The 12984-nt window shown below is 68.6% G+C and carries 4 protein-coding genes and 2 pseudogenes; 3 read left to right on the plus strand and 3 right to left on the minus strand.

Going from position 1 to position 12984, the window contains the following annotated elements:
• Positions 1-6263: pseudogene (locus VEB62_RS00415) on the minus strand (hypothetical protein); the annotation flags it as partial.
• Between the two features lie 206 nt (positions 6264-6469).
• Positions 6470-6840 (minus strand): annotated as a pseudogene (locus VEB62_RS00420) (ATP-binding cassette domain-containing protein); the annotation flags it as partial.
• A gap of 490 nt (positions 6841-7330) precedes the next feature.
• On the opposite strand from VEB62_RS00420, the gene VEB62_RS00425 reads away from it, so the two are divergent.
• From VEB62_RS00425 to VEB62_RS00435, 3 genes are all read left to right on the plus strand, one after another.
• Positions 7331-9310 (plus strand): M13 family metallopeptidase, encoded by a 1980-nt coding sequence (locus tag VEB62_RS00425; RefSeq protein WP_324794389.1) that lies wholly within the window; start codon positions 7331-7333, stop codon positions 9308-9310.
• Between the two features lie 114 nt (positions 9311-9424).
• The gene (locus VEB62_RS00430) at positions 9425-9625 is read left to right on the plus strand and encodes a flagellar biosynthetic protein FliQ (RefSeq protein ID WP_324794391.1); all 201 of its coding nucleotides are present in this window, start codon (positions 9425-9427) and stop codon (positions 9623-9625) included.
• Between the two features lie 221 nt (positions 9626-9846).
• Positions 9847-12510 (plus strand): glycoside hydrolase family 3 C-terminal domain-containing protein, encoded by a 2664-nt coding sequence (locus tag VEB62_RS00435; RefSeq protein ID WP_324794393.1) that lies wholly within the window; start codon positions 9847-9849, stop codon positions 12508-12510.
• A gap of 60 nt (positions 12511-12570) precedes the next feature.
• Here the strand turns inward: VEB62_RS00435 and VEB62_RS00440 are convergent.
• Positions 12571-12984 (minus strand): hypothetical protein (locus VEB62_RS00440; RefSeq protein WP_324794394.1); only part of this gene is annotated, 414 nt, incomplete at its 5' end.

Genomic DNA, 12984 nt, shown 5'->3' on the forward strand with positions numbered 1-12984 from the left:
GCGAGGAACAGCGGCGTGTCCCCGGTCCCCGGCAGCACCAGCGGCTCGTCGGCGAGCTTGATCGCCGCGACGCCGGGCAGGACCAGCGGCTCGCCGTCGGCGAGGGCCGGCGGCACGAAGGCGTCGTCGTCGAGGTCCGCCGGCAGGGGCAGGACCTGGGCGTCGCCGGATTTGCCGGCCGGCTCCGGCGCGGCCGGGGCGCCGTAGGTCAGCACGGTGGTGGTGTTGCCGGTCATGAAGCGCAGCCCCTCGATCGAGCTGACCAGGGTCGAGCCGTCGCGGCCGGCCACGCTGTCGACGATGCGCCAGCCCGAGCCCTCGGCGGTGACCGTGTACTGGGCCTTCGAGCCGCGCAGCTGGAGTTCGTCGCGGCCCAGGCCGCCGTCGATCACGTCATTGCCGCCGCCGCCGCGCAGGATGTCGTTGAGGGCCCCGCCGGTGATGTGGTTGTCGAGCGCATTGCCCGAGCCGACGAACTTGCCCGGCCCGGCGTAGATCAGGTTCTCGAGGTTCGAGCCCAGGGTGTAGGAGCCGATGCGCGCCTCGACCGTGTCGACGCCCTCGCCGGCCAGTTCGACGCAGGTGTCGAAGGCCTCGAGCACGTAGCGGTCGTCGCCCGCCCCGCCCTGCAGCTGGTTGTTGACCCCGCCCGAGCCGCCCCACAGCACGTCGTCGCCGCCGCCGCCGACCAGCACGTCGGAGCCGATCCCGCCCATCAGCACATTGGCGCCGGCGTCGCCGTAGATCACGTCGTTGAAGTTGGAGCCGATGGCGCTCTCGATCGAGCTGAACGTGTCGGTCGCCCCGTCGCCGTCGTTGGTGGCCTTCTGCAGGTCGAGCCGCACCACCACCCGGGCCGCGGCCAGGGTGTAGTCGGCCGTGTCGGTTCCCAAGCCGCCGTTCAGCGTATCGACGCCGCCGCGGCCGCGCAGGATGTCGGCCCCGGTCCCGCCGGTGATGACGTTGGCCGCTGCGTTGCCGGTGCCGGTGAAGGCCCCGGTCCCGCCGAAGATCAGGTTCTCGACGTGGTTGGCCAGGGTGTAGGTGTTGATGCGCGCCTCGACCGTGTCGACGCCCTCGCCGGCCAGTTCGGTGATCGAGTCGGCCGCCTCCAGCACATAGCGGTCGTCGCCCAGGCCGCCCTGCAGGGTGTTGAGCGCGCCCGACCCGCCCCACAGCACATCGGCGCCGGCCAGCCCCAGCAGGGTGTCCGCCCCGAGCCCGCCGCGCAGCACATTGGCCGCGCCGTCGCCGATCAGCACGTCGTTGAAGGCCGAGCCGGTCAGGTTCTCGATCGAGCTGAAGGTATCCGTGCCGCCGTCGCCATCGTTGGACGAGGCGTTCGAGTTGAGCTGCGCCCGCATGCCCGCCGCGGCGGCGGAATAGTCCGCGGTGTCGATGCCGAGGCCGCCGGTCAGGATGTCCACGCCGGAGCCGCCGGCGAGGATGTCGTCGCCGTCGCCGCCGTTGAGGGTGTCGTTGCCGCTCAGGCCGAACAGGGAGTTGGCTGAAGCCGTCCCGGTCAGGGAGTCGACAGCCGCCGATCCCAGAGAGTTGGAGAGGCCCAGGCTGCTGGTGGCGATCGTGTCGGCGCCGATCCGCATCCGTTCCACGTCGACAAAGAAGTCCGCGCCGTCCGCGGAGTTGATCACCCAGCCGTTCGGATTCTGTCCAACTGTGACCGGCCCGGCCGAGAAGACCGCCGTGTCGATCCCGGCGCCGCCGAACATGTTGTCGGCGCCGGACCCTCCAGTCAGGGTGTCGTCGCCGCCGCCGCCGGTCAGCCTGTCGTCGCCGGCCCCGCCATCCAGCGTGTCATTGCCGGCGCCGAGCACCGGATTCAGCCCGTTGTCGTTGTCGGCGTCGCCCTCGAGCGTGTCGTTTCCGTCGCCGCCCAGCAGGAGATCGTCGCCTTCGCCGCCATACAGGCGATCGTTGCCGCCGAAGGCCTCGAGGCGGTCGTTGCCTTCATTGCCGCCCATGGTCTGGACCTGGTCGGTGCCGTAGATCTGGTCCGCCCCCTGCAGGCCGTAGAAGGTGCCGAAGGTCGACGCGCGGAGCACGTCGTTGAAATTCGTCAGGGCGACGATGGAGAAGGTTTCGAACCCGGTCAGCGAACCGCCCTGGACGGCCGCCAGAGCCGCCTGGGCGCCGCCCGTCAGGTCAAGGTTCACGCCCGACGTCCGTCCGATCAGGGTCAGGTAGAGGGTGTCGGTTCCCAGCCCGCCGTTGGCCTGATCGCCATAGCTGACATGAACGTAATCATCGCCATCGCCGCCGTTCAGCACGTCGACGGCGCCGTCGTTGAACGTATAGCCCCCGACGTATCGCCCGCCCGCACCCAGAACGAGCGAGCTCACGCCGTAATCGCCGCCATACAGAAAATCGACGTTGTCACCGCCCGAGATATTATCGGCTCCCAGACCCCCGAACAGGCTGTTCATCCCCGCTCCGCCGGTCAGCACGTCGTCGCCGGCACGGCCGAGGAACACATCGGACCCGTCACCGGCTGTTATCGTGTCATTGAAGGCCGTACCGTCGATCGAGTACTCCTCGAACCCGGACAGCGTGGCGCCGATGAGGTCGTTGAGGGTCTCGTCGGCGTTGATTCGCAGATCCAGCGTCACGGCGCCGGCCAGGCCATCGAGAGAGACGACCGCCATGTCCATGCCATACTCACCGCCCGAGGCGATGTCTCCGGCGCCGACATAGATGGTGTCGTCCCCGGCCTCTCCGTACAGGCGGTCCACCGTGTCGTCGTCGCTGCGCGCGTCGACGGGCCTGTGGATGAGGACCGTCATCGGCTGACCAAAGACCGATATGGTCTGCGCGCGCGAGGTGAAGCCGCCGCCGCCGCCGACCAGCACGTCGTCGCCCCCACCGCCGTAGAGGGTGTCCGCCCCGGAACCGCCGATGAGGAGGTCTGACGAAATGTCGCTGACGAGGATGTCGTCGCCCTCGCCGCCATCCAGACCACTGCCGTAGGAGAGAAGCTCGTTATAGACTGGTCCACCCGCCAGGATGATGTCGTCACCCGCTCCGCCCCGCAGCGCGTCGGACCCGTCTCGGCCGCTGATCTCGTCATTGCCGGACGTGCCGGTCAACGTGTCGTTGCCGTAGGACGAACCCGTGATCTGGTTGTGGGTGGATGGATTGGGGTTGTAGCCCTGGAAGTTCGCGGCGGTCAGGCTCGCCGCCTGGACGTTCTGCAGAACCAGACCCGTCACCCACTGGCTGTTGGTGTAGGTTTGCAGCAGCGTGTCGGCGCCCGACTGGACGATCCGGAGGGTGTTGGCCAGTACGAAGGGGTTGAAAGCGCCCGAACTTTCCCAATCGCCCAGGTCGATCTCATCGCCGTTCGGCCCCGCGACAAAGTCGGTCACGGTCTGCGTCTGGGTGGCCCAGCTGACACCGGTCAGTACCAGCGTGTCCCGGCCCGCGCCGAGGGTGACCGTGGCGCCGGGGTTGGTCATGCGGAGGGTGACGAGGTCGTCTCCGGATCCGGCGTCGAGGGTGACTGCGCCGGTGCGGTATTCCAGGGTGATGTCGTCCTGGCCGGCGCCGCCGAAAATCTCGGATGCGCCGACGCCGGTCACGCCGATGACGTCGTCGCCGTCACCACCGTCGACGTGCACGTTGCGGTCATCAAGCTCGCTTTGGATGTGATTGATCCCGATGACGTCGTCGCCGCCCCGGCCTTCGATCACGTCGTCGCCGTCCAGCAGGTCGATCAGGACGTTGGCGTTGTCGTCCCCCGTCAGGGTGTCGGAGAAGGCCGTGCCGGTGACGCCTTCGATTCCGGTCAGGATGTCGCCCGCCGCGCCGCCGCCGATGATCGCCACGCCCTGGAGAGCGAGATCCACGCTGACGCCGGCGGCGGCGTCCGCATAGTTGGCGACATCGATACCGGCTCCGCCGTTCAGGAGGTCGGCGCCGGAGCCTCCGGTAAGCACGTCGTTGCCCGCGCCGCCGTGGAGGCGGTCGTCGCCCGCTGCGCCCATCAGCGTGTCGGCTCCGGATCCGCCGGTGACCGTATCGCCGGCGGATCCGCCATGGAAGATGATACGCTCTACGCCGGTGACGGATCCGCGCGCCCCGCCGCCGATGGTCACCGCGTTGACCAGGTCGCCGTTGCTGTTGTCCAGCACGATCGACTGGGTCGCGTCGGCGTACATCAAGTGGGCGGCGTCCATCCCCTCGCCGCCGTTCACGACGTCAGAGCCTCCGTTGGCGGCCATATCGAGTTGGGCCTGGACATAGGAGGACGGCATGTAGGGCCCGACATGGTTCACCACGCCGGTATAGACGACGTCGTCGCCTTCGCCGCCCTGAAGGATGTCGTCTCCCCCACCTCCGATCAGGAGGTCGTTACCCGCGCCACCGATCAAGGTGTCCGCGCCGTTAGGCCTGTTGTCGGCCGCCCAGTAGTCGCCGAACAGGATGTCATTGCCGTCGCCGCCGTTCAGGGCGTCGTCCCCGCCCCGTCCTATGATCGTGTCGGGGCCCGCGAGGCCGTTCACCGTGTCGGCATCCTGGCTGGCGTCGATCCTGTTGTCGGAATCGGTCCCGTTGACGACCGGCGCGGAAGGGCGGAAGCCACCGAAATTCTCAGCGGTAAGGTCGCTGCGCCAGACGTCGATCGTCACGATCGTCCGGTACGGGGTCACCCCGCCGTCAGGGCTGAACTGCACATAGGCAGCGGGGTGGGTGACGCCGCTGAAGTCGCCCGGCATGTTGCCGACCAGGCGCAGGTGGCCCGTGGCGAACGGGTTGGATCCGGGGACGTAGCTGGGGAAGCCCGCCAGCATCTGGGTCAGGTCGATCACATCGCCGGCCGCCCCGGCCGTGAAGCTCAGAATGCGGATCTCGTTCGCGTCGCCGACGTAGTTGACGACCGGCGGCGTGCCGATGAGAACAACCCGGTCCGAGCCGGTTCCAAGGTTGATCATATGGTTGCCGCCAGAAGTATCGACCGTAATGACGTCGTCGCCGTCACCGGCGCTGGCGCTGCTGCTGTATATCGAGAGGGTGATCCGGTCATTGCCGGTCCCCCCGTCAATGGTCCCGGCGGCATTGACGAGTGTGACAACATCGTCGCCCGAACCGCCGCTCATCTGGCCTTGGCCCGTCAGCACGTCGTTGCCGTCTCCCCCATCCATGACCACGAGGCCGCCGTTGGCGGGCAAGGTCCGAATGACGGTGAGGATATCATCGCCGCCGCCGCCGACGAGGGTGTCGGCGCCGCCCTGGATGTCGATGATTACATTGCCCCCGGCGTCGCCGCGCAGGGTGTCACCGTACGCCGAGCCACGGATGTCCTCGATCGACACCAAGGTGTCGAGGCCCGCTCCGACGGTGTTCTGACTGACACCCTGAACGGCCAGGTCCACGGTCACGCCCGCGCGTGCATCAACGTATGAGACCACGTCGCGACCTACGCCGCCGTCGAGCCGGTCATCGCCTTCGCCGCCGTTCAGGGCGTCGTCACCATCTCCGCCCTCAAGCCTGTCCGCGCCCGAATACCCGCGCAGAAAATCGGCGGCGGCCAGACCTTGGAGCGTATCAGCGCCCGACGTGCCGTTCAGTGTGTCGGCTGTCCCAGCGCCAATTACCGAGGTCGTCAGGATCGTCTGGGTCGGGTCATAGCCGTCGAGGTTGTAGGCCGTCAGATCGCTCTTCAGCTGATTGGTGAAGATGATGAGCGTTTCGGGCGTCTGCGCCGTGCCCGCGCCGTCGAAGTCGATCTTCAGCAGGGTGTCGGCGCCGACTTGGACCAACTGTAGATGCCCGGTAGCGAAGGGATTGCCGCCAGACCAGCCTTGCAGAGTCGTACGGAAGTAGCTTCCCCACTCGATCCGGTCACCCCCGGCGCCGGCGGTGAAATCAGTGATGTTGAAGATCGAAAACCAGTTGATGTTGAAGGAGGGCTGGTGCCGCTCGAGGGCGATCACATCCGTTCCGGCGCCGGTGGTGATCGTGAGGTTCCCGTAGGCCAGCCCGATCTCAAAGCGATCGGCGCCCGCTCCGCCGTCGAGCGTGGCCGAGAGGACGGTCTGGCTGGAATAGATCAGGTGGTCGTCGCCATCCTGGCCTTCAAGTAAGACCGGATTATTCCCAGCGTTTTGTCCGCGAGTCAGAACGATTGTGTCGTTGCCACCGCCGCCGCGCAGGCTGTCGGAACCATAGGACCAGTCCTGAATGAGATCGTCACCCGCGCCGCCCTGCAGCAAGTCGGAATTGATCGTACCGTTGATGCGCGGCATTGGGTCGCCCCTCGTCGTAGGCTCCGAGGAGCTGTGGAAACTCGGGACAACACTTGCGAACGCTTGCACTCACCCCACGGTGACGCTAGCCAATCGGTCGATCCGCCGCAAGGGACGGGATGGTAATACACTCAACCACAAGAGGTTGTTTCTGAGGTTTTAGATTAGGAGGCGCGCGGCCGAACGATCGACCGCGCCCCGGCGTTCTACCGCCCGAATTTCTGGGACTTGATCCGGTGCAGGATCAAACTCTCGGCCGGCCGGCCGGCGCTTCCTGTCTTCCTCGTACGCGTCGAAATCGCCCTCGAACCATTCGACGTGGCTGTCGCCCTCGAAGGCGAGGATGTGGGTCGCCAGGCGGTCGAGGAGCCAGCGGTCGTGGGAGAGATGACCACGGCGCAGCCGGCGAAGCCTTCCAGCGCCTCCTCGAGGTTCTGCAGCGTATCGATGTCGAGGTCGTTGGTCGGTTCATCGAGCAGCAGCAGGTTGCCGCCCGTCGCCAGGGTCCGGGCCAGGTGGCGCGGTTGCACTCGCCGCCCGACAGCCGACCGACCTTCTTCCGCTGGTCGCCGCCCTTGCGCTGGGACGTAGGTTCCAGCCCGCCCCGGAGCAGACCCTCGCAACGGCGGTTATGAGTCAGAAGCGGCCCTTCCTCCCTGCCCCTTCGGTGCACTTGTCGCAATGTGCACGGAGCGACCGCTTCTGACCCTTAGGCGACCTTCGGAACGTCCGCTGTGGGGCGTCGACTGAAGCTTAGCCGCACCAGGGGCATCTGACCTTCGAGATCGAACCTGACGCGCGTCTGAGCTGTCACGGAAGGTGGGAGCAAGGGCTTGCGCTCCGCCGGAAGTCTGTCCGGATCTTCATTTGACACCAGAACGTACGTAGGCGCCTACTTATGTCACCTTTGGCCGCAGGCGTGGGCGGGAAATTTCCGACGCGCCTGCGGGCTGCCCGAAGCCGGGATGGAGTCTATGAACAGCAGGAACCGTACAGAAGGGGCTAGCCGGCGCGGCTTGCTGGCGTCTGCTGGCGCCGCGCTCTGCCTTCCGCTCCTGCCGAGGCCTGTGGCCGCTGCCGCGACCGAGCCCGCGATCGGCGCGTGGGGCTTCGACGTCGAGGGCATGGACCCGACGGTCCGGCCGGGCGACGACTTCTTCCGGTACGGCGGCGGCTCGTGGCTGAGGACCACCGAGATTCCCCCGGATCGCGCCTCGTGGGGGCCGTTCTTCGCTCTGCGCGCAAAGGCCGAAGCCGATGTGAAGGCGGTCCTCGACGATCTGATCCAGCGGCCACACGAGCCGGGCTCTTCGGAGAAGAAGATCGCCGACTTCTACGCCGCCTGGCTCGATACCGCCGCGATCGAAAAGGCCGGCCTCGGCCCCATCCAGGCGAGCGTCGCCGCGATCGCCGGAGCCGGATCGCACGAGGAGATCGCCCGGCTGACGGCGCGCGTCGACCTCGGCGCCGGCGGGCCGGTCTCGATCGACATCTGGGCCGACGACACGGACCCCGACCGCTACACCGTCAACGTCAGCCAGGCCGGCCTCGGCATGCCCGGCCGCGACTATTACCTGAAGACTGAACCGGCCTTCACCGACGCGCGGGACAGGTATCGCACCTACATCGAAGGGATGCTGTCGCTGGCCGGCTATCCCGAGCCCGCTTCGGCTGCAGCCGGAATCCTGTCGCTCGAGACCGCGATCGCCACCCTGCACTGGCCGGCGGAGAAGCGGGCCGACCGCAACCTCACATACAATCCGCAAACGCGCGCCGGCCTGCAGGCGCTGGCGCCCGAATTCCCCTGGGCCGAGGTCTTCGCAACGCTGGACATCCCGGATGATCACGACCTCTTCGGCGCCAAGCAGCCCGACGCGATCCAGGGGCTGGCGAAGCTGTTTCGCGCGACGTCCGTCCAGATCTGGCGGAGCTATCTGACGTTTCACTACCTGAACGCCACGGCGGACCTGCTGCCGCTGGCCTTCGACGACCTGGCGTTCGAGTTCAACGGCCGCACCCTGTCCGGACAGCCCCGGAAGCGGGAACGCTGGAGACGCGCCACCGGGGCGCTCAACGCGGCGCTCGGGGAGGCGGTCGGCGAACTCTATGTGCGCCGTCATTTCAGCGCCGGGGCCAAGGCGCAGATGGTCGCCCTGGTCGAGACCCTGCGCGCCGCCTACCGGACGCGCATCGCCCAGGCCGACTGGATGGCGCCGGCGACCCGGCAGGCTGCGCTGCGCAAGCTCGACAGGCTGCGGGTGAAGATCGGCTATCCCGATACCTGGCGCGACTACGCGACCCTGGAGATCCGGGCCGGCGACCCGGTCGGCAACCGCGCCCGCGCCAGGCTGTGGGACTGGCGGCGCAGGGCCGGCCGGCTCGGCAAGCCCACGGACCGGGACGAGTGGGGCATGACGCCCCAGACCGTCAACGCCTACTACAACGCCTTCTTCAACGAGATCGTGTTTCCCGCGGCGATCCTGCAGCCGCCCTATTTCGATCCCGATGCGGACGCCGCGGTCAACTATGGCGGCATCGGCGGGGTGATCGGTCACGAGATGGGCCACGGCTTCGACGACCAGGGCTCGAAGTCGGACGAGAACGGTGTCTTGCGCGCCTGGTGGACCGACGAGGATCTCGTCCGCTTCAGGTCGCGGGCGGACGCGCTCGCGGCGCAGTACTCGCGCTACGAGGCCTTGCCCGGCCTGCGCCTCAACGGCGCCCTGACGCTGGCCGAGAACATCGGCGACCTGAGCGGGCTCGGCGTCGCGCTCGACGCCTATCGGATTTCCCTCGGGGGCAGGCCGGGGCCCGTCGTCGGCGGCTTCACGGCCGAGCAGCGCTTCTTCCTGTCCTGGTCGCAGACCTATCGCGGAAAGGTCCGCGAGGCCCGATTGCGGCAGGACGTGATGACCGACCCGCACAGCCCGGTCGAGTTCCGCGTCAATGGCGTCGTGCGCAACCTGGACGCCTGGTACGACGCCTTCGCCGTGAGGCCCGGCGACAGGCTCTATCTCGACCCGAAGGAACGGGTGCGCATCTGGTGATCCGTGGCCGCGCCATAAATCGCTGAGGTTTCTGCAATCGGCCGCGCCGCCGGGCGCGGATTTCATGGCCAGAATGCCCGCCGCTGGCGCTTTCGTCGGCGCCAGATGCTTTGAATGGTCCTGACCGTCGCGGCGCGGGTGGTTGCGGTCGTGATGATCGTGGGACTGATCGTCAGCGTGCTTCAGGTGGCGACACAGCTGCAGAAGATGACGCTCAGCTATATCACCAAGCTGCTGGCGGCCGTTCCCGTGCTCATCGCTGTGGGCCCCTGGATGATCGAGCGCACGATGACGGGGTGTCCTTCCACCTCCTGATCCGACAACGCGAACGGCAACCGGATCGGGTCCAACCCCGCACGTTCTCATCACTCGCGCGGCGGGACTGAAGTCAACGATCAGCAGACCCGCCCCCGCCTTGGTGCGGCGTCGCAGGAACGCATTGCGTCAAAAGCTCATATCATCATACAAATGTCCGTTCAGGACCAGGGTGGCGCACCTGCACGATCAGCAGGCCGCCGGGCGCGGGAGGAAAAATCATGTCCCGTGGGTTCGCATCGTCCCTGCCGGCGCTGTCCTGCGTCCTCGTCCTGACCGCCGCCTGCGTCACCCCGACGACGACCGCCGGGGCGGCTGTGGCCATGGTCTCCCGGGAGGCCGACCTCGACGCGGAAGCGCGGGCGGTGAATCTGGTTTCCCGGATGACGCTGGCGGAGAAGGCCTCCCAGATCCAGCACGACGCGCCGGCCATTCCGCGACTGCAGGTCCCCGCCTACAACTGGTGGAACGAAGGCCTGCACGGCGTCGCCCGCGCTGACGTCGCCACCGTCTTTCCCCAGGCGATCGGCATGGCGGCGACCTGGGACACCGACCTGATCCAGCGCGTGGCCGACACCGTAGCGACCGAGTTTCGCGCCAAATATCTGGACACCCGGGCGGCGGACGGCGGCTCGGCCCATTATCGCGGCCTGACCGTCTGGTCGCCCAATATCAACATCTTCCGCGACCCGAGATGGGGCCGCGGCCAGGAGACCTGGGGCGAGGATCCCTTTCTCACCGGCCGGTTCGGCGTCGCCTATATCCGCGGCCTCCAGGGCGACGATCCGGAGCACCCGAAGACCATCGCGGCGGTGAAACACTACGCCGTGCACAGCGGTCCGGAAGCGTCGCGTCACAGCGACGACATCCATCCGGCGCCGCGCGACGTCGTGGAGACCTATCTTCCCGCCTTCCACGCCGCCGTGACCGAGGCGGGCGCCCAGGCCCTGATGTGCGCCTACAACGCCATCGACGGCCTGCCGGCCTGCGCCAGTCCCGACTGGCTCCAGCGGCGGCTCCGGACCGACTGGGGCTTCGAAGGCCATGTGGTCTCGGACTGCGGGGCGATCGCGGACATCCACCTGCCGACCTCCCACGCCACCGTCGGGACGCCGGAGGAGGCCGTGGCCCTCGCCGTGCGATCCGGCACGGACCTGATCTGCGACTTCCGGTTCAACGCGACCGCCGACCCGCAGACCACGGTGCGGGCGGTGGAGCAGGGCCTGCTTCAGGAAGCCGAACTGGACCGGGCGCTGGTGCGCCTGTTCACGGCGCGGTACCGGCTGGGCACGATGGACCTGGCCGCGAGCGGTCCCCACGCCGACATCGGCCCGAAGGACTATGACCTGCCGGCCCACCGCGCCCTGGCCCTGGAGACGGCGAGGAAGTCGCTGGTGCTCCTCAAGAACGACGGCCTGCTGCCGCTCGCCGCCGCGCCGCGCCGCATCGCGGTGATCGGACCGAACGCCGACAGCCTCGAGGCCCTGGTGGGCAATTACAATGGAACCCCGTCGGCGCCGTCGACGATCGTGAGCGGTCTGCGCGCGCGCTTCCCCGATGCGGAGGTGACCTTCGTCGAGGGCGCGGGCTGGGTGGCGCCGCCCCTGGAGGACATCCCCGATGCGGCCTTCTGCCGGGATCGCGCCTGCGCCGAGGCGGGCCTCCGGGCCGAGCATTTCCCGACGCCGGACCTGCAAGGTCCGTCCGTTCCGCGGGACGACGTCAATGCGATGGTCCGCTGGGGCTGGCCCGACCGCGAGGAGCGCAACGCCTCCATCCGCTGGACCGGGTTCATCAGGGCGCCGGAGTCCGGCGAGTACCGCTTCCGCTACACCGGCGACGCCGGCTATCGCGTCTACATCGACGATCAGCTGGTCGCCGACGTCCGGGACGCGGACTGGACGAACTCGGACAGTCCCGTCGTCCTGTCCGCGGACCGCGTGCACGCCATCCGCATCGAGGCGGTTCAGAGAGGGGTCCGGGCGACGCACCGGCTCCGTTGGAGCCGGCCAGGGGCCGGGGTCGAACCCGCGCTGGAGGCGGCCCGCCAGGCGGATCTGGTCGTCTTCGCCGGGGGTCTGACCGCCCGGCTCGAGGGCGAGGAGATGTCGGTCCAGGCGCCGGGGTTCTCGGGCGGCGATCGCACCAGCCTGGACCTGCCCGCGCCGCAGCAAAACCTGCTCGAGCGTCTGCACGCCACGGGCAAGCCGGTGATCCTCGTGCTGATGAACGGATCGGCCATGAGCGTGAACTGGGCGGACGCCAACCTGCCGGCCGTCATCGAGGCCTGGTACCCGGGCGGCGACGGCGGCCGCGCCGTGGCCGAACTGATCGCCGGCGACTTCAGTCCGTCCGGCCGTCTGCCGGTGACCTTCTATCGCAGTGCGGACGACCTGCCGCCGTTCACGGACTATTCGATGCGCGGCCGCACCTATCGCTACTTCGCGGGCGCGCCGCTCTACCCGTTCGGCTACGGGCTCAGCTACACCCGTTTCCGTTACGACGGCGCCCGGCTCGCGCGGAGCCGCATCGAGGCCGGTGAAGCCGCGCGCATCGAGGTCGAGGTCGCCAACCTGGGCGACCGGGACGGCGAGGAGGTCGTGCAGCTCTATGTATCGCGGCCCGGAGAGGCGGACGCGCCTTCGCGGAGTCTGGCCGGATTCCAGCGCGTGTTCCTCGCGGCGGGCGAGCGCCGGACCGTGAGCTTCGACATTCCCGCCGCGGCGCTCGGCACGGTCGACGTCGCGGGACGACGCCAGGTCTCTCCGGGTCGCGCGCGGATCTGGGTCGGCGGAGGACAGCCGGATGTCGCCGCCGACCGACAGAGTCCCGGGGCGAGCGTCGAGCTCACCATCGTCGGAGCGCGCGAGCTGGCTCCTTTCTAGCGATCCGGCGCCGACGGCGGCGCAAACCTCAGCGTGCCGGCGTGAAACCGCAGAGCCGGATCACGCCATCCAGTCGTCCCCGTGCCGTCCCGGATCGGCCAGCAGCCGGCCCTGGTCGTCGATGACCGCCATCCAGCCGCCGGCGGGGGCGAGGCGGGCCCCGAGGGCGAGGAACAGGGGGGCCTCGTCCCCGGTCCCCGGCAGGACCAGCGGCGCGTCGGCGGGCTTGAACGCCTCCAGCCCCGGCAGGACGAGCGGCTCGCCCTCGGCGAGGGCCGGCAGCACGAAGGCGTCGTCGAGGTCCGCCGGCAGCGGCAGGACCTGGGCGTCGCCGGCCTTGCCGGCCGGCTCCGGCGCGGCCGGGGCGCCGTAGGTCAGCACGGTGGTGGTGTTGCCGGTCATGAAGCGCAGCCCCTCGATCGAGCTGACCAGGGTCGAGCCGTCGCGGCCGGCCACGCTGTCGACGATGCGCCA

The sequence above is a fragment of the Brevundimonas sp. genome (genome assembly GCF_035626975.1).
Classification (GTDB): Bacteria; Pseudomonadota; Alphaproteobacteria; order Caulobacterales; family Caulobacteraceae; genus Brevundimonas.